General features: G+C 68.8%; 21 protein-coding genes. 7 read left to right on the forward strand and 14 right to left on the reverse strand.

The features are described from left to right. Positions 1-6: 6 nt before the first annotated feature. The 3 genes from QRN27_RS03740 to sucC form a co-directional block, all read right to left on the reverse strand. The gene (locus QRN27_RS03740; protein WP_285040797.1) at positions 7-1,284 is read right to left on the reverse strand and encodes a cell division protein PerM; all 1,278 of its coding nucleotides are present in this window, start codon (positions 1,282-1,284) and stop codon (positions 7-9) included. A gap of 126 nt (positions 1,285-1,410) precedes the next feature. Next, positions 1,411-2,301, reverse strand: a complete 891-nt coding sequence (gene sucD, locus QRN27_RS03745; RefSeq protein WP_285040798.1) for a succinate--CoA ligase subunit alpha — start codon at positions 2,299-2,301, stop codon at positions 1,411-1,413. Positions 2,302-2,315: 14 nt separating this feature from the next. Further along, complete coding sequence (sucC, locus tag QRN27_RS03750) at positions 2,316-3,479, reverse strand: ADP-forming succinate--CoA ligase subunit beta (protein WP_285040799.1); 1,164 nt, start codon at positions 3,477-3,479, stop codon at positions 2,316-2,318. 160 nt (positions 3,480-3,639) lie between these two features. Here sucC and QRN27_RS03755 point away from each other — a divergent pair, with 160 nt between their 5' ends. Both QRN27_RS03755 and QRN27_RS03760 read left to right on the forward strand, forming a co-directional pair. Continuing rightward, positions 3,640-4,440 carry an oxygenase MpaB family protein gene (locus tag QRN27_RS03755; protein WP_285040800.1) on the forward strand — a complete coding sequence of 267 codons (801 nt, stop codon included), beginning with the start codon at positions 3,640-3,642 and terminating at the stop codon, positions 4,438-4,440. A 95-nt stretch (positions 4,441-4,535) separates the two neighbouring features. After that, complete coding sequence (locus QRN27_RS03760; protein WP_285040801.1) at positions 4,536-6,113, forward strand: hypothetical protein; 1,578 nt, start codon at positions 4,536-4,538, stop codon at positions 6,111-6,113. Here QRN27_RS03760 and QRN27_RS03765 read toward each other — a convergent pair. From QRN27_RS03765 to QRN27_RS03775, 3 genes are all read right to left on the reverse strand, one after another. Further along, positions 6,040-7,044: an SseB family protein gene (locus tag QRN27_RS03765; RefSeq protein WP_285040802.1), complete on the reverse strand. Its 1,005-nt coding sequence runs from the start codon at positions 7,042-7,044 to the stop codon at positions 6,040-6,042. The genes QRN27_RS03760 and QRN27_RS03765 overlap by 74 nt on opposite strands. A gap of 73 nt (positions 7,045-7,117) precedes the next feature. Beyond that, complete coding sequence (locus QRN27_RS03770) at positions 7,118-9,586, reverse strand: ATP-dependent helicase (RefSeq protein WP_285040803.1); 2,469 nt, start codon at positions 9,584-9,586, stop codon at positions 7,118-7,120. Between the two features lie 55 nt (positions 9,587-9,641). Beyond that, entirely contained in the window at positions 9,642-10,679 is a 1,038-nt protein-coding gene (locus QRN27_RS03775; RefSeq protein ID WP_285041394.1) for a glycerophosphodiester phosphodiesterase family protein, read from the reverse strand. A 194-nt stretch (positions 10,680-10,873) separates the two neighbouring features. Here QRN27_RS03775 and QRN27_RS03780 point away from each other — a divergent pair, with 194 nt between their 5' ends. After that, entirely contained in the window at positions 10,874-11,731 is an 858-nt protein-coding gene (locus QRN27_RS03780) for a Bax inhibitor-1/YccA family protein (RefSeq protein WP_194669333.1), read from the forward strand. A 130-nt stretch (positions 11,732-11,861) separates the two neighbouring features. Here QRN27_RS03780 and guaA read toward each other — a convergent pair whose 3' ends face one another. The 8 genes from guaA to guaB form a co-directional block, all read right to left on the reverse strand. Next, positions 11,862-13,463, reverse strand: a complete 1,602-nt coding sequence (guaA, locus tag QRN27_RS03785; RefSeq protein WP_285040804.1) for a glutamine-hydrolyzing GMP synthase — start codon at positions 13,461-13,463, stop codon at positions 11,862-11,864. After that, positions 13,460-13,903: a DUF3817 domain-containing protein gene (locus QRN27_RS03790; RefSeq protein ID WP_056778703.1), complete on the reverse strand. Its 444-nt coding sequence runs from the start codon at positions 13,901-13,903 to the stop codon at positions 13,460-13,462. The genes guaA and QRN27_RS03790 overlap by 4 nt, the downstream gene beginning before the upstream one ends. Before the next feature lie 38 nt (positions 13,904-13,941). Then, positions 13,942-14,718: an SURF1 family protein gene (locus QRN27_RS03795; RefSeq protein WP_285040805.1), complete on the reverse strand. Its 777-nt coding sequence runs from the start codon at positions 14,716-14,718 to the stop codon at positions 13,942-13,944. A 64-nt stretch (positions 14,719-14,782) separates the two neighbouring features. Continuing rightward, complete coding sequence (locus QRN27_RS03800) at positions 14,783-16,159, reverse strand: cation:proton antiporter (protein WP_285040806.1); 1,377 nt, start codon at positions 16,157-16,159, stop codon at positions 14,783-14,785. A 2-nt stretch (positions 16,160-16,161) separates the two neighbouring features. After that, positions 16,162-16,689 carry a cation:proton antiporter regulatory subunit gene (locus QRN27_RS03805; protein WP_056008027.1) on the reverse strand — a complete coding sequence of 176 codons (528 nt, stop codon included), beginning with the start codon at positions 16,687-16,689 and terminating at the stop codon, positions 16,162-16,164. A gap of 109 nt (positions 16,690-16,798) precedes the next feature. After that, positions 16,799-18,532, reverse strand: coding sequence for a glycerol-3-phosphate dehydrogenase/oxidase (locus QRN27_RS03810; protein ID WP_285040807.1), 1,734 nt, complete (start codon positions 18,530-18,532; stop codon positions 16,799-16,801). A 139-nt stretch (positions 18,533-18,671) separates the two neighbouring features. Continuing rightward, on the reverse strand, positions 18,672-19,790 hold the full coding sequence (locus QRN27_RS03815; RefSeq protein WP_056008030.1) for a GuaB3 family IMP dehydrogenase-related protein: 1,119 nt from the start codon (positions 19,788-19,790) through the stop codon (positions 18,672-18,674). 85 nt (positions 19,791-19,875) lie between these two features. Further along, positions 19,876-21,378, reverse strand: coding sequence for an IMP dehydrogenase (gene guaB, locus QRN27_RS03820; RefSeq protein WP_056008033.1), 1,503 nt, complete (start codon positions 21,376-21,378; stop codon positions 19,876-19,878). Between the two features lie 315 nt (positions 21,379-21,693). Between guaB and QRN27_RS03825 the strand changes: the two genes are divergently transcribed. Genes QRN27_RS03825 through QRN27_RS03840 form a run of 4 tightly spaced genes read left to right on the forward strand, consistent with a single transcriptional unit; the run spans position 21,694 to position 25,636 of the window. After that, entirely contained in the window at positions 21,694-22,911 is a 1,218-nt protein-coding gene (locus QRN27_RS03825) for a branched-chain amino acid ABC transporter permease (RefSeq protein WP_056011452.1), read from the forward strand. A gap of 10 nt (positions 22,912-22,921) precedes the next feature. Beyond that, on the forward strand, positions 22,922-23,902 hold the full coding sequence (locus tag QRN27_RS03830; RefSeq protein WP_056008035.1) for a branched-chain amino acid ABC transporter permease: 981 nt from the start codon (positions 22,922-22,924) through the stop codon (positions 23,900-23,902). Continuing rightward, entirely contained in the window at positions 23,892-24,863 is a 972-nt protein-coding gene (locus QRN27_RS03835) for an ABC transporter ATP-binding protein (RefSeq protein ID WP_056008038.1), read from the forward strand. Before QRN27_RS03830 ends, QRN27_RS03835 begins: the two co-directional genes overlap by 11 nt. Further along, positions 24,860-25,636, forward strand: coding sequence for an ABC transporter ATP-binding protein (locus QRN27_RS03840; RefSeq protein WP_056008041.1), 777 nt, complete (start codon positions 24,860-24,862; stop codon positions 25,634-25,636). The genes QRN27_RS03835 and QRN27_RS03840 overlap by 4 nt, the downstream gene beginning before the upstream one ends. Positions 25,637-25,835: the final 199 nt, after the last annotated feature.

A 25,835-nucleotide genomic window follows, 5' to 3' on the forward strand; every position in this document is an offset into this window, starting at 1 on the left:
AGCATCCTATCGGTCGCGGGCGTTCCGGACGCTCGGGCGGACCTGCAGCTCCGGGAGGCGGTCCTCCTCGGCCAGATGCGTCGGACCGGCGGCCATGCCGATCACCGCGGCGATGCCGACGGTGAGCGTGGTCCACAGGCCGGTGGCCCACCCGTTCGGGCCGACCTCCACGAGGCGCCCCGGGCCGGCGGCGCCCGCCGAGATCGCGGCGAGGACGCCGACGACGACCCCCGCTGTGACGCCGAGGCCGAGGCCGACGACGGCCAGTCGTGCGAGGCCGTCCCGCCCGTCGAGGTCGACGAGCAACCGGCGACGCAGGACGACCGCTGCCGCGAACCCGATGATGACCGGGACGACGAGCACCGCGAACCCGAACGGGCTCTCCCCCGTCGGGATGGCGCCGAGCACCGGGACGGCCGGCATGCTGCCCACGAGCGTGCCGATCGGGGACACGGCCGTCCCGCTGCCGATGGCGAACCCGCCACCGGTGATCCAACTCATCGCCCAGACGACGAGGTTCGGGAGGTACAGCAACTCGGCACCGGTCACGATCGCCCCACCCAGGACGCCGTACTGTGCGCTCTCGTGCAGGGAGATGATGGCGCCGTAGCCTGCCGCGATGAGGACAGCGGTCAGGACGGCTGCCACCGCGAGGAGCCCGGTCGCGGCGAGCGCCCCACCACGGAGCGAGGTGACGATCATCGGCCAGGCGCCGTCCGGCAGGCGATCGCGCGTGGCGCGGAGGCCGTCGAGGATCGGATCCGCCGCGTCCTGCTCGCGGAACCGGACCCACAGGGCGGCGACGACGACGCCGAGCGCGAACCGGGCGGTCGGGGCGAGTGTGCCCTGGACGATCGACGGTCGGACGGCCGGGTGGAGGGCGGTGAGGGTCACGAGGAACGCCAGGACGGCGAACACGAGCACGGATACGACGACGGCGCCCTGCCACCAGGTGCTGCGGGCGGCGCGCGTCCCCGTGCGCACCCCGAACAGGACCGTGCCGATCGTGAAGGCGAGCGGTGCGAGCGAGACGAGGAAGGGTTCCATCCCGAGCGGCAGCCCGAGCTGGGTGACGAGCTCCGTGTCGAGGGTGATGCGCATGCTCGACCCGTTGCCGAGCGTCCAGATGTCGACCGCCCCGCGCCACAGCGCGGCCGGATCGACCTCGAGCTGGAAGTACAGCGCCCACAGGGCGAGCAGGGGGACGAGTGCGACACCGATGCCGATGGCCACGGCGAGCGTGGCATCGAGGGCGGCGAGGAGGGCGACGGTCAGACGTTTCATGCGCCTCCGACCCTACCCGGCGCGGTGCACCCCGAACGTCAGGCACACGGTGGGCGAGGCCCGGAACGCCACGACGCGACGCCCGGATCGGGCGCCGCGTCGTGGGTGCTGGTGGTGCGTGCGTCGTTACAGCGCGGCGATGATCTCGCGCATGAGGTCGGCGGTCTCGCTCGGCGTCTTGCCGACCTTGACCCCGGCGGCCTCGAGGGCCTCCTTCTTCGCTTGCGCGGTGCCCGCGGAGCCCGAGACGATGGCGCCGGCGTGGCCCATGGTCTTGCCCTCGGGGGCGGTGAAGCCCGCGACGTAGCCGACGACCGGCTTGGTGACGTTCGCCTTGATGAAGTCGGCTGCGCGCTCCTCGGCGTCGCCGCCGATCTCACCGATCATGACGATCGCCTTGGTCTCGGGGTCGGCCTCGAACGCGGCGAGCGCGTCGATGTGCGTCGTCCCGATGATCGGGTCGCCGCCGATGCCGATCGCGGTCGAGAAGCCGATCTCGCGCAGCTCGTACATCATCTGGTAGGTCAGGGTGCCCGACTTCGACACGAGGCCGATGGGTCCCTTGCCCGCGATGTTCGCCGGCGTGATGCCGACGAGCGACTCGCCCGGCGTGATGATGCCGGGGCAGTTCGGGCCGATGATGCGGGTCTTCGAGCCCTTGGACTGGGCGTAGGCCCAGAACTCGGCGGAGTCGCCGACCGGGACGCCCTCGGTGATGATGACGAGCAGCGGGATCTCGGCGTCGATGGCCTCGATGACCGCGTCCTTGGTGAACGCAGGCGGCACGAAGGCGATCGACACGTCGGCACCGGTCTCGGCGATGGCCTCGGCCACCGTGCCGAACACGGGCAGCTCGACGCCGCCGTCGTGGGTGACGGTCGTGCCGGCCTTGCGAGCGTTGACGCCACCGACGACCTGGGTGCCGGCCTTCAGCATGAGCGCCGTGTGCTTGGTGCCCTCACCGCCGGTGATGCCCTGGACGATGACCTTGGAGTCCTTGTTGAGGAAGATTGACATGCGTGTGCGATCCCTTACTTCGAAGCCAGCTCGGCGGCCTTGTCGGCGCCTTCGTCCATGGTTGCGGCGAGCGTGATGAGCGGGTGGGCGGCTGCGCGGAGGATCTCGCGGCCTTCCTCGACCTTGTTGCCGTCGAGGCGCACCACGAGCGGCTTGGTCGCGGTGTCGCCGAGGATCTCGAGCGCCTTCACGATGCCGTTCGCGACCGCGTCGCACGCGGTGATGCCACCGAACACGTTCACGAACACGCTCTTGACCTGCGCGTCACCCAGGATGACGTCGAGGCCGGCGGCCATGACCTCGGCCGATGCTCCACCGCCGATGTCGAGGAAGTTGGCCGGCTTGACGCCGCCGTGCTGCTCGCCCGCGTACGCGACGACGTCGAGCGTGGACATCACGAGGCCTGCGCCGTTACCGATGATGCCGACCTCACCGTCGAGCTTGACGTAGTTGAGGTCGTTCTCCTTCGCCTTGAGCTCCAGCGGGTCCTCGGCGGCGGTGTCCTCGAGGGCGGCGTGGTTCGGGTGACGGAACGCGGCGTTCTCGTCGAGCGACACCTTGCCGTCGAGGGCGACGATGCGGCCCTCCTCCGTGAGGACGAGCGGGTTGACCTCGACGAGCGTCGCATCCTCACCCTTGTAGACGTCGTACAGCTTCACGAAGACGTCGGAGACCTGGTCGACGAGCTCCTCGGGGAAGTTCGCGGCCTTCGCGATCGCGACCGCGGCCGCCTTGTCGACGCCCGTCAGCGGGTCGACCTCGATGCGCGCGAGCGCCTCGGGCTTCTCGACCGCGAGCTGCTCGATCTCCATGCCGCCCTCGACGCTCGTGAGCGACAGGTAGGAGCGGTTGGCGCGGTCCAGCAGCACGGAGAAGTAGAACTCCTGCGCGATCCGCGCACCGGCTGCGACCATCACGCGCTTGACGACGTGGCCCTTGATGTCGAGACCGAGGATGGCCTTGGCCGCCTCGTACGCCTCGTCGGGGTTCTTGGCGACCTTGACGCCGCCGGCCTTGCCGCGGCCTCCGACCTTCACCTGCGCCTTGACGACGACGACGCCGCCGAGACGCTCGGCCGCTGCCCGCACCTCGTCCGGGGTGTCGGCGATGATGCCGGCGAGGACCGGAACCTCGTACTGTTCGAACAGGTCTCGTGCCTGATACTCGTAAAGATCCACGTGTCATTCCCATCCGCGCTTCGCGCGTTCTGCTGTGATTGTCGTGGCGATTTTCGGCCGCGCGTTATCTCGGCGGCGAGAGAAAAAGGGCCAGTGACGACTCTACCCCCAGCGCTCGTCCGGAGCCGGACGTTCACCGTGAACGACTAGGGTCGGTTCCATGACCGGGATGGCGGACCTGGCGCGCGAGGGCATCCTCGTCGCCGGTGCGGGCCGTGCCATCCTGTTGCAGATCGCCGATCCGGCCGTCGCAGCCGGGGTGGCGCGGCACAGCGACTTCGACGCGCGTCCCCTCGACCGGCTGCACGCGACACTCACCTTCGTCTACGCGCTCGCGCTCGGGACCCCCGAGGAGCAGCGCCTCGTCGCACGTCGGGTGAACCGGGCACATGCGCCGGTCCGCTCGTCAGCGGGCGACCCGGCACCCGCCTACTCGGCCTTCGACGCCGACGCGCAACTCTGGGTGGCCGCCACCCTGTACGACACCGCGGTCCAGGTGTACGAACTCGTCTTCGGTCCACTCGACGACGGATCCCGCGAGCGGTTGCATCGCGAGTACGCGATCGTCGGAACGAGCCTGCAACTCCCCGCCGAGCGGTGGCCGGCCACCCGCGCGGCCTTCGACGACTACTTCCAGGCACGGCTCGCGGACCTCCACGTGACCCCGGAGGCACGCGCCGTGTCCGTCCAGCTCCTGACCGCTCGGGCGGCACCTCCCCTGGTCCGGGCGCTGCTCCCGCTCGTCCGCCTGGTCACGGCCGGACTCCTGCCGCCCACGCTCCGACTCGCCTACGGCTTCCGCTGGACCCCGGTCCAACAGCGCCGGTTCGGCCGGCGGCTGCGGGTCGTGAAATTCGTCTGGCCCCGCTTGCCGAGGTGGGTCAGGGCGGCTCCCTCGACCTGGTACCTCCGGACCATGCGAGCGCGCGAACAGGCCGAACCGGCCATCGCCTCCCGCTGACGCAGACCGCTCCACAGGGCGTACCCGAACGCGTCGCCTCCACATCCGGCGCCCGGTCGAGGCCGCTGGGCACGGCCGTTTCCCACCATGGGCACATGACAACTCCTGCCCTCCCCCTCCGCACCCGTCTGCCCCGCAGACACCGCACCCGACTCCTGCTGGCCGTCCCGATCCTCCTCACGATGCTGCTGGCGATCGTGTTCGGCGGCGCGACCCAGGCTTCGGCCCTCGCCGCGACCGGCGCCGCCTACGGGCACCGAGCGGCCTCGGACGGCCGCTGGCTCGGATCCTGGGCGTTCGACGACGGTACGGTCGGGTTCTGCATCAACCTCGACCTCCCGATCCCCCCTGGCCACAGTTACGAATACGTCGACGGGGACTCGCTCGGCTGGTTCAAGCCCGAGGACGCCGCTCGCCTCGCCTACCTGTCCCGACACTGGGGGGCGAGCCAGAACGCCGATGAGGCCGCTGCCGGCCAGCTCGCCACCTGGATGATCACGGGCCTGAACGGCTACACGCCGGCGCAGATCGCCTCGCGGGCCGGCGCGAGCGCGGAGTACGTGCTGGCGCTCGCGTACCGGATGCTGGCCGAGGCCGACGGCCCGGGCGGCGCGAGTCGCGGAGCGAGCGCCGAGCTGTACCTCGATCGCGGCGAGGACGGCTTCGACGTCGTGCGTTCCGAACTGGCCGTCGACTTCGTCTCGTCCGGGACCACCACCCTGCCGCCTGGGACCCACACCGGGACGATCACGCTCGACGGCGCCACCTTCGAGGACGGCACCACGGTCAAGGCCGTCGGGAACGGCGAAGGTCTCCGGATCGTGCCGAGCGCCGACTCCGCGGTCGTCACCTTCTCGGCGACCGTCGCCTACGGCGAGCTGCCCTACGGCGGTGGCATGACCATCGCCCGCAGCGCCGACCGCGTGCAGAGCGTCCTCGTCGCGCGTCCCATCACCGTCACCGCCGAGGCGAGCGCGGACCGCGAGCGGACCACGCCCCTGCCGTTCCAGCCGGTCGTCGTCACAACCACGTCGCACGCCACCGCCGCGCCCGGCACCGAGATCGTCGACCACCTGTCGGTCGGGATCGCGACGGACGCCGGGCTCTCGTCCGAGTGGGGCGTCTTCGGTCCGGAGGGCGGGCCGTACGCGCCCATCCCGGTGACCGTCCGGAGCCAGCTGCTCGGGCCGTTCGGCGAGCAGCCGGTCGAAGCACCCGAGGCACCGCTCGGCGCTCCCCTCGTCTGCGAGGTGGAGACCGTCGTCGACGCGGGCCCCGGCGACTACACCACGCCGTCCTGCATCGTCCCCGAGGACGGCTACTACGTCTGGGTCGAGCGCATCGAACCGACCGACACGACCCCGGAGCAGGGTGGCACCATGATCCGTCCCTGGAGGTCGACGTTCGGGGTCGCCGCCGAGACCACCCGGGTCGTCTCACCGCCCGTCCCGGAGATCACCGAGCACCGTCTCGCCGAGACCGGCACCGACGACCGGTCGCTCATCCTCGCCGCGACGGTGGCCACGCTGGCCCTCGCCCTCGGCGGCGCGCTCGTCGCACTCCGGCGGCGTTCGACGCCGAGCCGGACCGCCGGCGACGTCAGCGGACGTCGAGGAGCGGTGCGAGCTGAGCGCGGTCGACGTCCAGCCACGGTGCAGCCGGGTTCACGATGATCCCGGTGATGCCCTCGTCGCTGCGGAGCGCTGCTGCGAGTTCCGCGGCCGTGACGGGGTATGCGTCGTCGCCTCGTCCGAGCGCCGCGATCTCGATCGGCGCGGTGAAGACCTCGAGGAGCCGGCGGTCGCCGAGTCGGGTCTCGGCGATGCCGATCGTCTTGCGGTTGCCGTCCTCGTCGACCTCCGCCCGTCCGGCGACGAAGCCACCGTGCGCGGCGAGCGCCGCGACCAGTCGCTGAAGGGCGTCGGCGTCACGCGGCTGGGCGAGTGCCTGCTTCGCCGGGTCGTTGTTGCGGCCGTCCCCGAACAGACGCACGATGAGCGTCTTCGGGACGACGGCGCTCGCCTTGCCGTCGGCCGGGTTCAGGACGATCCCGGCGTACCCTTCGCCGGACGCCTGACGCAGCGCCCACACCGCGTCCACCGCGACCCCGGTCACGGGGCCCTCGGCCGTCCGCGTCTTCTCGAGCTCACGAGGCGAGGTGAAGGCGAGGAGGTAGACGGCGCCCTCGGCGTCGCGGTGGATGCCGAGCGGGACGCGACCGGCGGCCTTGTCCTCCTCCGAGACGCCGTCGAGGCTCGTCGAGAGCAGCAGCTTGCCCTGGATGCTCTGCCGCAGCACGTGCATCATGGCCCGCTCGTCGCCGCCCTCCGCCAAGGCGGTGAGCGCCTGGGCCAGGTCCACGTTCGTGTCCGGTTCGCCGGCGGGGGGCGTCGGAGCGGGGGCCGCGGCCGGAGTGGCCGGCACCGACACGGGGGCCTCCGGGGTCCGAGCGGCGGAGTTGACCGTCGTCACCGAGATGGAGACGTGCGGAACGGCTTCCGGGGCCTCGGCTTCGGGAGCCGCATCGGCCTCAGGAGCCGAGGTCTCGGCTTCCGCAGCTGCGGATCGGGCATCGGACGCGTTGCGCTTGGAGAACAGACCCATGATGAATGAGCCTAGATGCTCCACCCGGCCCGGGGAACCCGTGAGGAGCATTGGACGAACGCCGTCGCCCGGCTCAGTCCACCTTCTCGATGGGGGCGATCTTGATCAGCAGCTTCTTCGCTCCGGCCGACTCGAACTGCACGTGGGCGATGCGCTTGGCGCCCTCCCCCGTGACGGCATTGACGCGTCCCACGCCGAAGTCCGCGTGGGAGATCCGGTCGCCGGGGACGAGTTCGAGGTCGCCGTTGTCGCGGACCTTCGCCGTGATGCGGTTCGCCCAGGCCGTCTCCGGCTTGCTCGACCCGCCGGAGAACCGGGTGTCGCCGGCGGACGCCCCCTCGGGCAGAGAGCGGACCGACCAGCGGTCGCTCGACGGGGCGCGGCGCGCGTTGAGCGCCCGCGACTGCGTTCCGCCGCGGCCGTTCACGTTGCCTGGCGACTGCCGCCACTCGATGAGGTCGGCCGGGATCTCCTGCAGGTAGCGACTGGGCATCGCGACGGCGGTCTCGCCGTACTGGGCCCTGGTCATCGCGAGCGACAGGTACAGACGCTTCCTGGCGCGGGTGATGCCGACGTAGAACAGACGACGCTCCTCCGCCGGGCCGCCGGGTTCGCTCGCCGACATCCGGTGCGGGAGCAGGTCCTCCTCGATGCCCGTCAGGAAGACCGCGTCGTACTCCAGCCCCTTCGCCGTGTGGAGCGTCATGAGGGAGACGCTTCCGGTCGCGTCGTCGAGGTCGTCGGCAGCGGCGACGAGCGAGACCTCGGTGAGGAAGTCCACGATGCCGCCGTCCGGGTTGTTCTTCGCGAACTCCTTGGTGACCGCGACGAGCTCGTCGACGTTCTCGGCACGCGCCTCGTCCTGTGGGTCCCGGCTGTTGCGCAGAGAGTCGAGGTAGCCGCTCTTCGTCATGAGGAGCGAGAGGACGTCGCCGACGGCGGTCGCCGATGCGGTTGGGCGGTCGGCGGCCGCAGCCTCGTCGAGCGCGGCCTGTGCCTCGTCGAGCAGCGCGGACAACTGGAGGATCGCGCTCGTGACCTTCGGGCCGAGCCCGAGTGCGTCGGCGCGCCGCATCGCCTCGCGGAAGGTGACGCCGTTGTTCTCGGCGAAGCTCGCGAGCGCCGTCTCCGTCGCCGGCCCGATGCCGCGCTTCGGGGTGTTGAGGATGCGCCGCAACGCCATGATGTCGGCGGGGTTCGCGACGGACACGAGGTACGCCAGTGCGTCCTTGATCTCCGCACGTTCGTAGAACTTGGTGCCACCCATGATCCGGTAGGGCAATGCCGCCCGGATGAAGATCTCCTCGAGCGCACGGGTCTGGGCGTTGGTGCGGTAGAAGACCGCGATGTCGCTGTAGGCCGTGCCGCCGTTCCGCAGCTTCTCGATCTCGTCGGCGATGAACTGCGCCTCGTCGTGGCCGGAGTACCCGGTGAAGCCGACGATCTTCTCGCCGTCGCCCACGGCCGTCCACAGCTTCTTGTCCTTGCGGTCGAAGTTGTTGGAGATGACCGCGTTCGCCGCCGAGAGGATGTTCTGGGTGGAGCGGTAGTTCTGCTCGAGGAGGACGACCTTCGCTCCCGGGAAGTCCCGCTCGAACTCGGTGATGTTCCGGATGTCCGCGCCACGGAACGCGTAGATGGACTGGTCCGAGTCACCGACGACCGTGAGTGAGGCGCCGTCCGCCTGCGCGATGGCCAGGTGGTCCGAGCCGGCGGCGGGTGCACGGGTGAGCTCGCGGATGAGGGAGTACTGGGCGTGGTTCGTGTCCTGGTACTCGTCGACGAGGATGTGCCGGAACCGCTGCTGGTACTGCGCGGCGACGTGCGGGAACGCCCGGAACAGGAACACCGTCTGGCTGATGAGGTCGTCGAAGTCGAAGGCGTTCGCGTCGGCGAGCGCCCGGGTGTACTTGCGGAAGATCTGCAGGAACACGAGTTCCTGGGGATCGTTCGTGTTGATCGTGCGCGAGTACGACTCGACGTCGGAGAGCTCGTTCTTCAGCTTCGAGATCTTGGCCGAGGTGTTCGACGGCGTGAACCCGTAGGCGTCGGCCTCGAGTTCCTTGATGATGCGCTTCAGCAGGGCGCGCTGGTCGCCGCTGTCGTAGATCGTGAAGTTCTTCGTGAACCCGAAGTGTTCCGCCTCCCGGCGGAGGATGCGGACGCAGGCGGAGTGGAAGGTCGAGATCCACATCCCCTGGGCAGCCTGGCCGACGAGCGCCTCGACGCGCTCACGCATCTCGGCAGCGGCCTTGTTCGTGAAGGTGATGGCGAGGATCTGGCTGGGCCAGGCCTCGCGCTGTTCCAGCAGCAGCGCGATCCGCCGGGTGAGCACGCTCGTCTTCCCGGAGCCGGCGCCCGCGACGATGAGGAGCGCCTGCCCCCGGTACTCGACGGCGATCCGCTGCTGCGGGTTGAGTCCGTCGAGGAGACGGCTCCCGGCGGCATGCTCGTCTGAGGGCGTCCCGGGGATGGACGCTGTGGGCCAGTCGACGATCACCGGTTGGACGGCGTCGGCGTTCGAAGAAGGAGTGCTCGCCATATCGCCTGCAAGTCTAGGCGCTGCCTCCGACATCGGCCCGACCCGGACCGGGGCGTCAGTGCTCCCGCTGAGCGAGGAGGGCCGAGCGGGCGGCCGCACCGAGGTCGGCATGGTCGACGAAGACCCCGTCGACGCCCGTCGAGAGCACCAGGGCGAACTCCGCCCGCCAGTCGCCGAACGCGGCCGGGTCCTCCCCCGAGCGGAACGGCGGCGCGAGGAAGCGGTTCTCCGGTCGGAGCGTCCAGGTGTAGACCCGGAGACCGGCCGCGTGCGCGCGCTGCACGAGATCGGTCGGGCTGGGGCCGTCTTCGGCGTCCAGATCGATCAGCAGCGCCTTGTCGACGCTGATGGCGTCGACCTCGCCCGCGAGCGTCGCGAGACCGGCGTCAGTCATGGCGTCGGCGTAGCTCGGCGCGGCCTCCCCCAGTCGCGCCATCAGATCGCTCGGCCTGCCCGACCGTTCGAGGAGGTAGACGAACTCCGCTCGCACGTCTCGCTGCTGCAACGCCGTGAGCACGGTCTGTTCGAACGACTCGACGATGAGCGGTTCGGCGGCGGCGTCCGCACCGAAGCCGGTCGTGGCGAGGGCGTCGGCGAGCAACCGGTCGAGTGGGAGGCCGACGGATGCGAAATGGGTGGCGTGTTTCACCTCGGCGACGATGCCGAGCGGGCGCCCGTGCTCTCTGGCAGCATCACGGACGATGTCGACGAGATCGGCGAACCGGAGGAGGGGGGACGACCCGTCGTGGTCGGCACTGGTCGGGCGCAGGGCGGGGATGCGCTCCCGGGCGGTCAACGTCGACAGCTCGGCCCAGGTGAAGTCCTCGGTGAACCACCCGGTCAGCTGATCGCCGTCGATGGTCTTCGTAGTCCGCCGATCGGCGAAGTCCGGCCTGGACGCGATGTCCGTCGTCCCCGAGATCTCGTTCTCATGACGCACCACGAGCACGCCGTCCTTCGAGGCGACGAGGTCGGGTTCGACGGCGTCGGCGCCGAGGGCGAAGGCGACTCGGTAGGACGCCTCGGTGTGCTCAGGACGGTACCCGGGCGCTCCCCGGTGTCCGATCACGAGCGGGCTGGGCGAGGAGTCGATGCGCACGCGATCAGCCTAGGACGAGGACCGGCGACCCTGGACGGGTGTCGGCTGTCAGCTGGCGGCGAACATCCGGCGGCGTCCGGACCTTTCCAGGCCCGACCCGGCTGATTCAAAGGGAACTCGGATACTCTGGGTGCCAGCAGCGCCGCTTGGCGCGACACAGCCTCCACGACTGAGAGTAGGAATCAGCCATGGCCCTCGACAATCCCGCGTTCTCGAAGAACCCGGCATTCGCGAAGCAGGGAGGCGGGACGCTGCAGGCAGCTCAAGCAGCGAACCCCTCGCTGACCGCCGAACAGCTCCAGAAGATGTACGAACAGCCCACCGCACCGGCGGGCGTCGGCACCGCCGACCGCATGACGATCGAGAACACGCTCGTCAAGACCCTCGGTTCGTTCGCCGTGCTCGTGGTCTTCGCCGTCGTCTCCTGGATGTGGACGACCTCGCTCCTGCAGTCGGGCAGCGGCTTCGCCCTCCCGATGATCATCGGCATGATCGGCGGGCTCGGCCTCGGTCTCGTCAACTCCTTCAAGAAGGAGCCGGTGCCGGCGCTCATCCTCGGCTACGCGGTGTTCCAGGGCCTCTTCGTCGGCGGTATCTCCCGCGTCTTCGAAGCCAACCCGGCCTGGTCCGGCGTCGTCGTGCAGGCGGTCCTCGCGACCCTCGCCGTCGTCGGCGTGACCCTCGCCCTGTTCGCCAGCGGCAAGGTCCGTGCCTCGAAGAAGCTCACGAAGGTGTTCCTCGTCGCCATCATCGGCTACGGCGTCTTCCAGCTCCTCAACCTGGTGCTGATGTTCACCGGCGTCCTCAACAACCCCTTCGGGCTGTACGGCGCGACGATCTTCGGCATCCCGCTCGGGATCGTCATCGGCATCTTCGCGGTGCTGATGGGTGCGTACTCGCTCGTGCTCGACTTCGACTTCATCCAGCGCGGCGTGCAGAACCGCGCCCCCGCGAAGTACGGCTGGACCGGCGCCTTCGGCATCATGGTCACGGTCATCTGGATCTACGTCGAGATCCTGCGTCTGCTCGCCATCTCGCGCAACTAGCAGCCCGGCTCCACCGAAGGCCCGTCCCAACCATGGGGCGGGCCTTCGTCGTGCCGCCAGGCCGCCGGGGCGGACAGACGACGGAAGGCCGCCCCGAGACGGGACGGCCTTCCGGTGGATCAGGGAGTGATCACTCCCACTCGATGGTCCCCGGCGGCTTCGACGTGACGTCGAGCACGACGCGGTTCACGTCCTTCACCTCGTTCGTGATGCGGTTGCTGATGCGCGCGAGGACGTCGTACGGCAGACGCGTCCAGTCGGCGGTCATCGCGTCCTCGGAGGACACCGGGCGCAGGACGATGGGGTGGCCGTAGGTGCGACCGTCGCCCTGGACGCCCACGGACCGGACGTCTGCGAGGAGGACGACCGGGCACTGCCAGATCTCCTGGTCGAGGCCGGCCGCGGTGAGCTCCTCGCGGGCGATCGCGTCGGCGTCGCGGAGGAGGTCGAGGCGCTCGGCCGTGACCTCACCGACGATGCGGATGCCGAGACCGGGGCCGGGGAACGGCTGGCGACCGACGATCGCCTCCGGCAGACCCAGCTCGCGGCCGATCGCGCGCACCTCGTCCTTGAACAGGGTGCGGAGGGGCTCGACGAGCTCGAACTGCAGGTCTTCCGGCAAGCCGCCGACGTTGTGGTGGCTCTTGATGTTGGCCGTTCCCGACCCACCACCGGACTCGACCACGTCCGGGTACAGCGTGCCCTGCACGAGGAAGCGGATGGGCTCCCCTTCGTCCTGGGCCTCCTTGACGAGGTCGATCTCCGCCTGCTCGAAGGAACGGATGAACTCGCGCCCGATGATCTTGCGCTTCTGCTCGGGGTCGCTCACGCCGGCGAGCGCCGACAGGAACTGCTCGCGGGCGTCGACCGTGACCAGTCGGACGCCGGTCGAGGCGACGAAGTCCTCTTCGACCTGGCGGCGCTCGTCCTTCCGGAGGAGGCCATGGTCGACGAAGATGCAGACGAGCTGGTCGCCGACGGCCTCGTGCACGAGCGCCGCGGCGACCGCGGAGTCGACACCGCCCGACAGCCCGCAGATGACCTTGGCGTCGCCGACCTGCGCACGGATGCGCTCGACCTGCTCGGCGATCACGTTGCCGCTGTTCCAGTCGGCGGGGATGCCCGCCGCCCGGTGCAGGAAGTTCTCGAGCACCTGCTGCCCGTAGGCGGAGTGCTTGACCTCCGGGTGCCACTGGACCCCGTAGAGCCCGCGCTCGGCGTTGGCGAACGCCGCGACCGGGGTCGAGGCGGTCGAGGCGAGGACCTCGAAGCCCTCCGGCGCCTTGGAGACGGAGTCGCCGTGGCTCATCCACACGTTCTGCTCGGTCGGGACGCCGTGCAGCAGGGTGCCGGGGACGTCCACGACGCTCGTCGCGTCGGTGGCGCCGTACTCGCGAAGACCGGTGTGAGCGACCTCGCCGCCCAGCTGCTTGGCCATGACCTGGAAGCCGTAGCAGATGCCGAAGGTGGGGACACCGAGCTCGAGGATGCCCTCGTCGAGCGACGGAGCACCCGGCTCGTAGACGCTCGACGGGCCACCGGACAGCACGATGCCGACGGGGTTCTTCGCGGTGATCTCGGCGGCGGTGACCGTGTGCGGCACGATCTCGGAGTACACGCCGGCCTCACGGACGCGGCGGGCGATCAATTGGGCGTACTGCGCGCCGAAGTCGACGACCAGGACTGGTCGGGCGGCGGTCTGCTCCGCGTCGGCGGGGGTCGGTTCACTCACTGCATGGACTCCACGGGTTCGGCGGCCGCCGCTGCTTCGCGACCGGAGAGGTAGCCCTTCACTTCCCGCGGGATGCGGCTCTCGAAGAAGAAGGACAGGAACGGGATGATGCCGCCGAGCGCGAGCCAGAGCAGACGCAGGACGTTCCACCGCATGAGGCTCCAGAGCCGGAACGCGGCGAACAGGTACACGACGTAGAACCAGCCGTGGATGATGAGGATGCCCGTGCTCAGGTTGACCGCGGTGGCGGTCCCGGACGGGACGAAGGCGAGAAACCCGTAGGCACCGCCGAGCTCGAGCTCGAGGCCGAACGCGTACTTCATGAGCATCTCGGCGCAGAGCGACAGCAGCAGTACACCGGTGATCGGCGCGGCCACCTGATAGAACTTCAGCGCGCCTCGGATCGCGGGAAACGTCGACGGTTTCGGCTGGAGGGGCATGCCCTCCATCTTAGCCGCGGCCATCGGGGCTCCGGACATCACGCGGTGGGCTGCGACGCCTGTTCCTCGGCGTCCTCGAGCTCCTCGATCTCGCGCTCCCAGGCGTCCTTCGCGAGGCGGTACCAGAGGAAGACGGCGAAGCAGGCGAAGACCACCCATTCGGCCGCGTAGAAGATGTTCAGCCAGTTGAGCTGGATCTCCTGGCTGGGCGCGGGCGACGAGATGGTCTCGAGTCCGTCGGCGGCGTCGTCGTCCACCAGGAACGCGGTGAACACCCGCAGGCCGTCCGCACCGGACCATCGGTTCAGCAGAGCCGCGACCGACATGTTGTCGAGGTCGGTCGGCGCCGCGTCGGACGCGGGCTCCTCAGGTCCCTCCGGTGGGTTCAACCGTCCTTCGAGCTCGACGACTCCGCTCGGAGCGTCGGCGTTGAGCGCGTCCGCGACCCGGTCGGCGACCTGGCGGTCCTTCGTCCAGCCGACCGCTACCGCGAGGCCCGCCGCATCCGGCCGATCCGTGGCGAGGTGCCCGGTGACCCAGTAGCCGAGCACGCCGTCGTTCACCCGGTCGCCCACGACGAGGTAGTCCCCCGGCACCCACGTGCCCGTCACGCTGATCCGTTGTCCGGCGTCGACCTCCCGGATCCCGACCCCGGGCTCGAGGACGTCCGCGAGCGGCCGGACCGATTCGGTCTCGGACGGGACGACCTGCCCGGACTCGATGGCACGGGCCAGCTGCCACTGGCCGAGGGCCGCGAACGCGCCGGCGACGGCCAGGCAGAGGACGAGGACGCCGATCCACCGAGGACGCAGCATGACGGAGCGGAGCGTCGGACGGGCCTGACCGTGGTCGGTCGGGCCTGGTGCCGACGGGGCGGGGCTAGTAATCGGGCTCTCGCTTTCGTGCTGGTGGTTCCTGGTCGTTCATCGCCTGTTCGACGAGTCGGTCGATGGCCGCCTGATCGGGGTCTGGCGCGCTGTCGTCCGGGGCGTCGGCCGTTCCGGCGACGAGGGCGATCGCCTCGTCCTCGGAACGGTCGGGTTGATCGACGCGCTTCGGCTTGCGACGACGCGGCCTGAGGATGAACGCGCCGATCTGCTCGGAGCGGCCGGCCACGATGGGACCCATCACCGCCATGATCAGCACGTACAGCCCGGCGAACGGCTGGATGAGGGGGTTCAACCCGGCGCTCAGGGACAGGGTCGCGAGGATGAGCGCGAACTCCCCTCGGTTCTGGAGGATCACCGCCGCGTTGATGCCGGCCTGTGGTCCGAGGCCGTTCAGCCAGGCGACGAACTGCCCGGCGATCACGTTGAGCACCACCGTCATCAGGACGGCGAGCAGCACCGGGACGAGGACGCTCCCGAACTTCGTCGCGTCGAGGGCGAGACCGAAGTTCAGGAAGAAGAAGGCGCCAAAGACGTCGCGGAGCGGGATCGCGATCTGCTCGATCTTGTTGCGGAAGCGGGTCGCGCCGAGCACCAGACCGATGAGGAAGGCACCGATCGCGTCGGTGACCCCGAGGATCTCGCCGATGCCGCCGAAGGCCACCGCGAGGCCGAAGAACAGGATGGTGAAGAGCTCGTCGTCCTTGGTGCGGAACAACCGCGAGACGAAGCGACCGCCGAACCTCGCGATCGTGAACATCACGAGGATGAACGTGAAGGCGATCGCCAGCTTGCCGATGACCGGCCAGACCTCCGTCTCGCCGCTCAGGACCACACCGACGATCGCCAGGTAGATGGCGATGAAGATGTCCTCGACGACGGTGACGCCGAGGATCATCGGCGTCTCGTCGTTCGTCAGCCGTTTGAGCTCGATGAGGAGTTTGGTGACGATGGCGCTCGAGCTGGTGGCGGTGATCCCGGCGATGATGAGGGCCTCACGGGTCCCCCACCCCACGAGGAAGCCGAAGACGAGCCCCGCGGCCATGTTGACGAGGATGTAGGACCCGCCGGACACGATCAGCTTCCCCGCATTGCCGAAGAACTCGTCCTGGTCGAACTCCAGGCCGAGGTTGAACAGCAGCAGGACCAGCCCGAACACCGCGATCAGTTCGATCTGTGCGCTCGCGAAGTCCAAGGGGAACCAGCCCGTGTACGGACTCGCGAGGAGCCCGACGAGCATGTAGACGGGGATCGACGGGAGCCCGATGAGCTTGCCGAGGCGGCCGAGGATGTAGGCGATGACGAACAGGACGCCGAGGATGAGGAGATCCTGGCCGAGGTGGGGGTTGTCGGTCGCGGCGTGCAGCATCCCTACCCTCCGGGCGGGGCGTCGACGGCGACCTTCTTGACGGCGCCCGAACGGAAGTAGGCGAAGGCCTTCGCGACCTTCTCCGGGCTACCCGCCACGACCAGCGTGTCGCCCGGGAACACCCGGAAGTCGGCCGCGGGGGCCGGGTTCGCGGAATCGCCTCGGACGACGGCCACGACCGTGAGACCGACCATGCCCTTCTCGGCGGGGTTGCCGAGCGGCTGCCCGGCGATGTGGTCTTCGTAGTCGACGGTGAACCAGTCGATGCTGAGCCCGGGGATCTGGTCGAGTGCGCTGAGCGATTCGGTGATCTGTGTGCCACCGAGCAGCTCGGCGAGCGTGTGCGCCTCGTCTTCGTTCAACCGGAGCGACACCTTGCCCGCGTCGGCACCGTCCTCGTGGTCGGCGAAGGTGATGAGGTCGCTGTGGCCGGAGCGGTGGGCGATGACCCCGACCTTGCCGCCGTCGTCCGTGACGAAGGTGTGCAGCACACCGACTCCGGGAAGTTTGACCCGCCGAACATCCACCATGGCTGTACTCCTCAGGCTTGTTGTGGCAGTCCTCCTAGTCTATCCGCCACGCCTGCGTCGCTCGCCCGAGAGGCCCGCAGCGGTTGCGGTGCGGGCGATCACCGGACGATCAGGCCCCCGGGACGATGTCCGGTGCCTCGAGCCGCACGCGGTCGGCGGCCTCGTCGTTCGGCTGTTCCTGGGACGCCCGCTCGGCGGTGACGCGCTCGAGGTAGTACGAGACCTCCTTGGCGATCCGCTCCTCGTCCCAACCGAGGACGCCTCCCATGAGCTTGGCCGCGACCGGAGCCGCCGAGACCCCGCGGTCCCAGGCCTCGATGGAGATCCGCGTCCGGCGGGCGAGGACGTCGTCGAGGTGGAGGGCACCCTCGTGGGACGCCGCGTAGACGACCTCGGCGCCGATGTAGTCGTCGGCGCCGGGGAGCGGCTCGGCGAGCGTCGGGTCCTCCTTGAGGAGGTCGAGCAGCTCGTCGGTGAGCACACCGTAGCGGTTCAACAGGTGTTCGATCCGTGCGGTGTGGACGCCGAACGCACGAGCGATCTTGCCGCGCTTGTTCCACGCGGCCTGGTACCCCTCGGCACCGAGCAACGCGATGTTCTCCGTCGCACTGGCCGGGATCTTGCCGTCCAGGGCGTCGACGGCGGCGTCGATCGCGTCCTTCGCCATCACCCGGTACGTGGTCCACTTGCCACCGGCGATCACAACGAGACCCGGCACCGAGTGAGCGACGAGGTGTTCACGCGACAGTTTGGAGGTCTGCTCCGACTCCCCGGCGAGCAGGGGGCGGAGTCCGGCGAAGACGCCCTCGACGTCCTCGCGGGTGAGTGGGACGGCGAGGACCGTGTTGACGCGCTCCAGCAGGTAGTCGATGTCCGCAGCCGTCGCCGCGGGGTGCGCCTTGTCGAGATGCCAGTCGGTGTCGGTCGTGCCGATGAGCCAGTGGCGGCCCCACGGGATGACGAAGAGCACGCTCTTCTCCGTGCGCAGCAGGAGACCCATGCTCGACTGGAACCGGTCCCGAGGCACGACGAGGTGGATGCCCTTCGAGGCGCGAACCTTGAACTGGCCGCGCTCCCCCACCATCGACTGGGTGTCATCGGTCCACACACCCGTCGCGTTCACGACCTGCTTGGCCCGGATCTCGAAGCGTTCGTCGGTCTGGAGGTCGTGCGCCTTCACGCCGACGACCCGCTGGCCGACCTTGATGAACCCCTCGACCCGCACGCGGCTGGCCACGTGCGCCCCGTAGGCGGAGGCCGTCCGCGCGAGCGATGCGACGTAGCGCGCGTCGTCGACCTGGGCGTCGTAGTAGGTCAGGCCACCGACGAACGCGTCCGACTTCAGGCTCGGGATGGAGCTGAGCACCTGACGCTTCGACAGGTGTCGGTGGTGCGGGACGCCCGGCGGACGACCACCCGTCCAGCTGAAGAGGTCGTACAGCAGCATGCCGGCGCCGATGTAGAACCGCTCGAACACCGGCTTGTTGAGCGGGTACAGGAAGCGGACCGGCTTCACGAGGTGCGGGGCGATGCGCTGCAACAGCAGCCCGCGTTCGATGAGCGCCTCACGGACGAGCCGGAAGTCGAGCTGCTCGAGGTAGCGGATACCGCCGTGCACGAGCTTGGAGGAACGGCTGGAGGTACCGCTCGCCCAGTCGCGGGCCTCGAGCAGGCCGGTGCTCAGACCGCGGGTGACCGCATCGAGCGCCGCTCCCGTACCGACGATGCCGCCGCCGACGACGAGGATGTCGAGTTCTTTGCTCTTCAGCGCTTCGATCGCGGCGTCGCGTTCCTCCATCCCCAGCTTGGTGGATCGGGACACGTTGTTGGGCGTGGTGGCCATCGTCGAACTCCGCTCGCTGGAACCGCCCTCGCGACGGTCCTGCACTGCAGGACCTCGTCTGCGAGGCTCTGCTTCCGAGGCTAGCGCCGAGCTTCCGAGCCGACAACCGCTTGCGGGAACCCGTGGGCTCCCGCAAGCGTCAGTTGCCCTGGTACGGCGCGACGACGACCTCGACGCGCTGGAACTCCTTGAGGTCCGAGTATCCGGTGGTGGCCATCGAGCGACGGAGCGCACCGATGAGGTTGGCGGTGCCGTCCGACTTCGGCGACGGCCCGTACAGGATCTCCTCGAGCGTGGCGACGGTTCCGACCTCGACACGACGACCGCGCGGCAGCTGCAGGTGGTGCGCCTCGGCACCCCAGTGCCAGCCACCACCCGGCGCATCGGTCGCACGGGCGAGTGCGGTGCCGAGCATGACGGCGTCGGCACCCATCGCGACGGCCTTGACGATGTCGCCGGAGGTACCGAGGCCGCCGTCGGCGATGACGTGGACGTACCGGCCGCCCGACTCGTCGAGGTAGTCGCGGCGAGCGCCCGCCACGTCGGCCACCGCGGTCGCCATGGGTGCGTGGATCCCGAGCGAGGCTCGCGTGGTGGAGGCCGCGCCGCCGCCGAAGCCGACGAGTACGCCGGCCGCACCGGTCCGCATGAGGTGCAGCGCCGCCGTGTAGGTGGCCGCACCGCCGACGATGACCGGCACGTCGAGTTCGTAGATGAACTTCTTGAGGTTGAGCGGCTCCTGGTTCTTGGAGACGTGCTCGGCGGACACGGTCGTGCCGCGGATCACGAAGAGGTCGACGCCCGCGGCGACGACGGTCTCGTAGAGCTCCTGCGTGCGCTGCGGCGACAGGGCCGCCGCGACGGTCACGCCGGCGGCGCGGATCTCGGCCAGGCGAGCGGTCACGAGTTCGGGCTTGATGGGCTCGGCGTAGATCTCCTGCATGCGAGCGGTCGCGCGACCGACGGGCAGCGAGCGGATCTCGGCGAGGAGCGGCTCCGGGTCCTCGTACCGGGTCCAGAGGCCCTCGAGGTCGAGCACGCCGACTCCGCCCAGCTGGCCCATCATGATCGCGGTCTTCGGTGAGACGACGGAGTCCATGGGTGCCGCGAGCACGGGGATCTCGAACTGGTAGGCGTCGATGGACCACGACACAGAGACGTCCTGCGGGTCGCGGGTCCGCCGCGACGGGACGACGGCGATGTCGTCGAAGGCGAACGCGCGCCGGGCGCGCTTTGACCGGCCGATCTCAATATCCATGCTCACCAGACCAGCCTATCGGTCGCCTACGACGACGACGGTCCGGCAGGCGGGCGCCTGCCGGACCGTCGAGGTCACGCTGGGGTCACTTGCGGTAGTTCGGCGCCTCGACGACGATCTGCACGTCGTGCGGGTGCGACTCCTTGAGACCGGCGGAGGTGATGCGGACGAACTTGCCCTTCGCCTTCAGCTCACCGATGTTGCGTGCACCGACGTAGAACATCGACTGACGCAGCCCGCCGATGAGCTGGTACGCGACGGCCGAGACCGGTCCGCGGTAGGGCACCTGGCCCTCGATGCCCTCGGGGATCAGCTTGTCGTCGCTCGGCACGTCGGCCTGGAAGTAGCGGTCCTTGGAGTAGGACGTCTTCTCGCCACGCGTCTGCATGGCTCCGAGCGAACCCATGCCCCGGTAGTTCTTGAACTGCTTGCCGCCCACGAACACGAGGTCGCCGGGGCTCTCGTCGGTACCGGCGAGGAGCGAACCGAGCATGACCGTGTCGGCACCGGCCACGAGGGCCTTGGCGATGTCGCCGGAGTACTGCAGGCCGCCGTCGGCGATGACCGGGACGTTCACCTCGCGGGCCGCGAGCGACGCCTCGTAGACCGCGGTCACCTGGGGCACGCCCACACCGGCGACGACACGGGTGGTGCAGATGGAGCCGGGACCGACGCCCACCTTGATGGCGTCGGCACCTGCCTCGATGAGGGCCTGGGCGCCCGACCGCGTCGCGACGTTGCCGCCGATGACGTCGACACCGGCGAACGCCGGGTCTGCCTTGAGCTTGCGGATGATGTCGAGCACGCCGGCACTCTCACCGTTGGCGGTGTCGACCACGATGACGTCGACGCCAGCGTCGAGCAGCTGACCCGCACGGGACCAGGCGTCACCGAAGAAGCCGATGGCCGCGCCGACACGGAGACGGCCGGAGTCGTCCTTCGTGGCGAGCGGGTACTTCTCGCTCTTGTCGAAGTCCTTGACGGTGATGAGGCCCTTGAGCTTGCCCGCCTCGTCGATGAGGGGGAGCTTCTCGATCCGGTGCTGCGCGAGGAGCGCCATCACCGCGTTGCGATCGGTGCCGACGGGCGCCGTGACGAGACCGGTGCTCGTCATGACCTCGCTGACCCGCGTGGTCGCCTTCTCGAACGGCGAGACGAAGCGCATGTCGCGGTTGGTGATGATGCCGACGAGCACGCCCTCGCCGTTGACGACGGGGAGCCCGGAGATGCGGAACTGACCGCACAGCTCGTCCACCTCGGCGACGGTGGCGTCGGCCGTGGTGGTGATCGGGTTCGTGATCATGCCCGACTCGCTCCGCTTGACGCGGTCGACCTGCTCGGCCTGGTCGGTGATCGACAGGTTGCGGTGCAGGATCCCGATGCCGCCCTCGCGAGCCATCGCGATCGCCATGCGCGCCTCGGTCACGGTGTCCATCGCACTCGACAGCAGCGGCGTGTTCACGGTGATCCGCTTGGTCAAGCGGGACGAGGTCTCCGCCTCGCTCGGGATGACGTCGGTGTGCCCGGGGAGCAGCAGCACATCGTCATACGTGAGTCCTACGAATCCGAACGGATCAGGCTGGTCCATTTATCCCTCTCATAGCCACGAACACACCGGAGAAACGCAGACCTGCCGGTATCACCATGGTAACCGAGCAGGGCGTACCCCTATTCCACGATCCCGACAAAACCATGCGCAGAAATACGCATGGGCGAAACATGTAGGCAATAATCAGGTTCTATCGTCGAACAGCGTTGTCCGACGCAGGAGAACGGTCCACGAATGTGGGCTGGCACTGGAGGTGCAGTGAAGTTCGCTGGAACAACCCGAAACCCGAGACTGGCACGGAGATTCGTGCTCCTCATCGCCTTGCTGTTCGGGGCGATCACCCTCACGTCCGTCATGAGCGCCGTCCCGGCTCATGCCGACGAAGTGGGTGAGGAGTACGACTTCTACTTCGCTGGGAACGTCAAGTACGACGACAAACCACTCGACGGCGTGAACATCACGGTCGACGGCAACGGCTACAAGGCCGACGTCGACACCGATGCCGACGGCAAGTGGAAGATCGGCGTCCCCGAGAAAGGTACGTACAAGGTCACCCTCGACGAGGAGACCCTCCCGAAGGGCGTCATCGTCGCCGAAGGCGGCGCGACCATCGAGGCCGAGTTCGGCCTCACCCAATCCAAGTCCGTGAACTTCTTCCTCGGTGAGGGCGAACGCGTCACCGTCAGCTTCTGGGACCAGCTCGCCGAACGGCTCGTCAACGGGCTGAACTTCGGGCTCATGCTCGCCCTGGCGGCCATCGGAGCGTCGCTCGTGTTCGGCACCACCGGCCTCAGCAACTTCGCCCACGCGGAGATGGTGACGTTCGGCGCGATCATGGCGCTCGTCTTCGGGGTGTTCCTGCAGTGGCCCATCTGGCTGGCCATCATCATCGCCCTCGCGTTGAGCGCCGCCTTCGGCTTCGCGCTCGACGCCGGCATCTGGAGACCCTTGAGACGCAAGGGCGTCGGCATCGTGCAGGTGATGATCGTCTCGATCGGCCTGTCGCTGGCGCTCCGCTACGTCTTCCTCTACTTCGTCGGCGGCGGCACCTTCCAGCTGCCCGGCTCCGGAGAGGAGAACATCAAGCTGTTCGGCACGGTCTCGCTCAGCGTCACCGACATGATCAGCATGGCGGTCAGCGTCGTGGTGCTCCTCGGTGTGGCTTGGTGGCTCATCAAGACGAAGACCGGCAAGGCGACGCGGGCGATCTCGGACAACCCGAGCCTCGCAGCGGCGAGCGGTATCGACGTCGACCGCGTGGTCCGCATCGTCTGGATCCTCGCAGCCACCCTCGCCGGCCTCTCCGGCATCCTGTGGGCGTACTTCCGACCCGGCATCAAGTGGGACATGGGAGCGCAGCTGCTCCTCCTCATCTTCGCGGCCATCACCCTCGGCGGGCTCGGAACGGCCTTCGGCGCCATGGTCGGCGCCCTCATCATCGGCATCCTCGTCGAAGTCTCGACGCTCTGGATCCCGTCTGACATCAAGTACGTCGGCGCCCTCGTGGTGCTCATCGCGGTGCTCCTCGTGAGACCGCAGGGCATCCTCGGACGTCGCGAGAGAATCGGTTAGGGGCACGCGCATGGACTGGGGAAGCATTCTCTCGAACACGCTCGCTTGGGTCATCAGCCCGGAGACGATCGCCTACGCGCTCGCAGCACTCGGATTGGCCGTGCACTTCGGCTACGGCGGGTTGCTGAACTTCGGTATGGCCGGGTTCATGGCGCTCGGCGCCTACGGCTACGCCATCTCGATCCTGAGCTTCGACCTCCCGTGGTGGGCCGGCATCATCGTCGGTTGCCTGGCATCGGTGGTCTTCGCCTTCATCCTCGGCATTCCGACGCTGCGATTGCGGGCCGACTATCTGGCCATCGTGACGATCGCCGCGGCGGAGATCGTCCGCCTGCTCTTCACCACGCAGGTCTTCGACGAGTACACCAACTCCGCCGACGGCCTCGGCAACTACCACGCCGGATTCCGGGCCGCGAACCCGATCCCGGAGGGCATCTACGGCTTCGGCCCGTGGGAGCTCAACGCGAACCAGTGGTGGGTCCGGATCTTCGGCATCCTGCTGTTGGCCGTCGCAGCCCTCCTCGTGTTCCTCCTCATGCGCAGCCCCTGGGGCCGCGTCCTGAAGGGCATCCGCGAGGACGAGGACGCCGTGCGCGCGCTCGGCAAGAACGTGTTCGCGTACAAGATGCAGGCGCTCGTCGTCGGTGGCGTCTTCGGCGCACTCGGCGGGGTGGTGCTGGCGCTGCCCTCCGCGGTCGTGCCCAGCGTGTACGTCACCAGCCTCACGTTCTTCATCTGGACGATCCTCCTGCTCGGTGGGGCCGCGACGGTCTTCGGACCGCTGCTCGGCTCGGTGATCTTCTGGGTGATCATGGCGTTCCTGTCGAACGTCCTCCCGGCGCTCGTGAAGGCCGACGTCCTGCCGTTCATGAGCTCGACGCAGGCGTCGACGCTCCGCTACGTGCTGGTGGGTGTCGCGCTCATGCTGATCGTCATCTTCAGGCCGCAAGGCATCCTCGGAAACAAGAAGGAGCTGACCTTTGTCAAGTAACAGCTCACCCACCTCGCGGCCGGTCAAGACCACCGGTCTCCACGTCGGCGAGATCGTCCCGGGCGTCAAGAAGGTCGACCCGATCCTCATCGCGGACCAGGTCACCCGGACCTTCGGCGGCCTGCAGGCGGTGAACGTGGAGCACCTCGAGGTGCCCCGCAACGCGATCACCGCGCTCATCGGCCCGAACGGTGCCGGCAAGACCACCCTGTTCAACCTGCTGACCGGTTTCGACAAGCCCAACACCGGAACGTGGAACTTCGACGGGAAGAGCCTCGGGGGCGTCCCGGCGTTCAAGGTCGCCCGCATGGGGCAGGTCCGCACCTTCCAGCTGACGAAGGCGCTCGGCCTCCTGACCGTGCTCGAGAACATGAAGCTCGGAGCGACCGGCCAGACCGGCGAGGGCATCTTCTCGAGCCTCGTGAAGCCGCTCTGGCGGAAGCAGGAGGCGGACCTCGAGGTCAAGGCGATGGACCTGCTCCGGCGGTTCAAGCTCGACACCAAGCGCGACGACTACGCCGCCAGCCTGTCCGGCGGCCAGCGCAAGCTCCTCGAGATGGCTCGGGCGCTCATGAGCGACCCGAAGCTCGTCATGCTCGACGAGCCGATGGCCGGCGTCAACCCGGCGCTCACGCAGTCGCTGCTCGACCACATCCTCGCGTTGAAGGACGAGGGCATGACCGTGCTGTTCGTCGAGCACGACATGCAGATGGTGCGCCACATCGCCGACTGGGTGGTCGTCATGGCCGAGGGTCGCGTCGTCGCCGAAGGGCCGCCGGACACCGTCATGGAGAACCCGGCCGTCATCGACGCCTACCTCGGCAGCCACCAGGACGTCGACCTCGGTGTCGTGACGGGCCGGATCGCCGGCGAGGACAGCGCCGCAGCCGAAGAGCTGCTGGCCGAGATCGAAGACGAACGGCTCGCGGCTGGCGCCGAGCCCGAGGAGGAGCGGAAATGAGCGACGTGAAGGGCGCCCCCGTGGGCGGCACTGCGGTCAACACCGCCGAGATGGTCGTCGAGGTCAGCGATCTGACGGCCGGCTACCTGCCCGGGGTGAACATCCTCAACAGCGCGAACCTCACGGCGCGCAAGGGTGAGCTCATCGGCATCATCGGGCCGAACGGCGCCGGCAAGTCGACGCTGCTCAAGGCGATCTTCGGACAGGTGAAGGTGCGGAGCGGTCAGGTCCTCCTGAACGGTGAGGACATCACCGGGCTCCGGGCGAACAAGCTCGTGGCCCGTGGTGTGGGATTCGTCCCGCAGACGAACAACGTGTTCCCGAGCCTCACCATCGAGGACAACCTGAAGATGGGGCTGTTCCAGAAGCCGAAGCAGTACACCGAGCGCCTGGAGTTCGTCACCGGCATCTTCAGTGAACTCGGCAAGCGGTTGAAGCAGCGTGCCGGTTCGCTGTCCGGTGGTGAGCGGCAGATGGTCGCGATGTCGCGCGCGCTGATGATGGACCCGCACGTGCTGCTCCTCGACGAGCCGTCCGCCGGGCTGTCTCCTGTCCGGCAGGACGACGCGTTCATCCGGGTGTCCGACATCAACAAGGCCGGTGTCACGACCATCATGGTCGAGCAGAACGCGCGTCGCTGCCTCCAGATCTGCGACCGCGGCTATGTGCTCGACCAGGGACGTGACGCCTACACCGGTACCGGCCGTGAACTGCTGTCGGACGACAAGGTCATCGGACTCTACCTGGGCACGCTCGGCCAGGACGAGGACTGATCAGGGGTTCCCCACTCGCGGCTCGGCGGGTACTTCGGTACCCTCGAACGTGCTCGTCCCGGCCATCGGCTGTGTGACGACCTGAAGCCACCGGAACCCGACCGGTGATCGAACCACAACTCCTCCCTCCCCCGAGGGGCACCGTCGCACCAAGACGGCCTCCTGAGACGGGGACGGAGGAGTTGTGCATTCCGGCCTC

The organism is Plantibacter sp. LMC-P-059a, assembly GCF_030209505.1.
GTDB lineage: Bacteria > Actinomycetota > Actinomycetes > Actinomycetales > Microbacteriaceae > Plantibacter.

What these genes read in the sequence shown, in the direction of transcription:
- QRN27_RS03740 (WP_285040797.1), bottom strand. Translation starts at nt 1,284, where the DNA reads ATGAAACGTCTGACCGTCGCCCTCCTCGCCGCCCTCGATGCCACGCTC.
- sucD (WP_285040798.1), bottom strand. Translation starts at nt 2,301, where the DNA reads ATGTCAATCTTCCTCAACAAGGACTCCAAGGTCATCGTCCAGGGCATC.
- QRN27_RS03755 (WP_285040800.1), top strand. Translation starts at nt 3,640, where the DNA reads ATGACCGGGATGGCGGACCTGGCGCGCGAGGGCATCCTCGTCGCCGGT.
- QRN27_RS03760 (WP_285040801.1), top strand. Translation starts at nt 4,536, where the DNA reads ATGACAACTCCTGCCCTCCCCCTCCGCACCCGTCTGCCCCGCAGACAC.
- QRN27_RS03765 (WP_285040802.1), bottom strand. Translation starts at nt 7,044, where the DNA reads ATGGGTCTGTTCTCCAAGCGCAACGCGTCCGATGCCCGATCCGCAGCT.
- QRN27_RS03770 (WP_285040803.1), bottom strand. Translation starts at nt 9,586, where the DNA reads ATGGCGAGCACTCCTTCTTCGAACGCCGACGCCGTCCAACCGGTGATC.
- QRN27_RS03780 (WP_194669333.1), top strand. Translation starts at nt 10,874, where the DNA reads ATGGCCCTCGACAATCCCGCGTTCTCGAAGAACCCGGCATTCGCGAAG.
- QRN27_RS03790 (WP_056778703.1), bottom strand. Translation starts at nt 13,903, where the DNA reads ATGCCCCTCCAGCCGAAACCGTCGACGTTTCCCGCGATCCGAGGCGCG.
- QRN27_RS03795 (WP_285040805.1), bottom strand. Translation starts at nt 14,718, where the DNA reads ATGCTGCGTCCTCGGTGGATCGGCGTCCTCGTCCTCTGCCTGGCCGTC.
- QRN27_RS03800 (WP_285040806.1), bottom strand. Translation starts at nt 16,159, where the DNA reads ATGCTGCACGCCGCGACCGACAACCCCCACCTCGGCCAGGATCTCCTC.
- QRN27_RS03805 (WP_056008027.1), bottom strand. Translation starts at nt 16,689, where the DNA reads ATGGTGGATGTTCGGCGGGTCAAACTTCCCGGAGTCGGTGTGCTGCAC.
- QRN27_RS03810 (WP_285040807.1), bottom strand. Translation starts at nt 18,532, where the DNA reads ATGGCCACCACGCCCAACAACGTGTCCCGATCCACCAAGCTGGGGATG.
- QRN27_RS03815 (WP_056008030.1), bottom strand. Translation starts at nt 19,790, where the DNA reads ATGGATATTGAGATCGGCCGGTCAAAGCGCGCCCGGCGCGCGTTCGCC.
- guaB (WP_056008033.1), bottom strand. Translation starts at nt 21,378, where the DNA reads ATGGACCAGCCTGATCCGTTCGGATTCGTAGGACTCACGTATGACGAT.
- QRN27_RS03825 (WP_056011452.1), top strand. Translation starts at nt 21,694, where the DNA reads ATGAGCGCCGTCCCGGCTCATGCCGACGAAGTGGGTGAGGAGTACGAC.
- QRN27_RS03830 (WP_056008035.1), top strand. Translation starts at nt 22,922, where the DNA reads ATGGACTGGGGAAGCATTCTCTCGAACACGCTCGCTTGGGTCATCAGC.
- QRN27_RS03840 (WP_056008041.1), top strand. Translation starts at nt 24,860, where the DNA reads ATGAGCGACGTGAAGGGCGCCCCCGTGGGCGGCACTGCGGTCAACACC.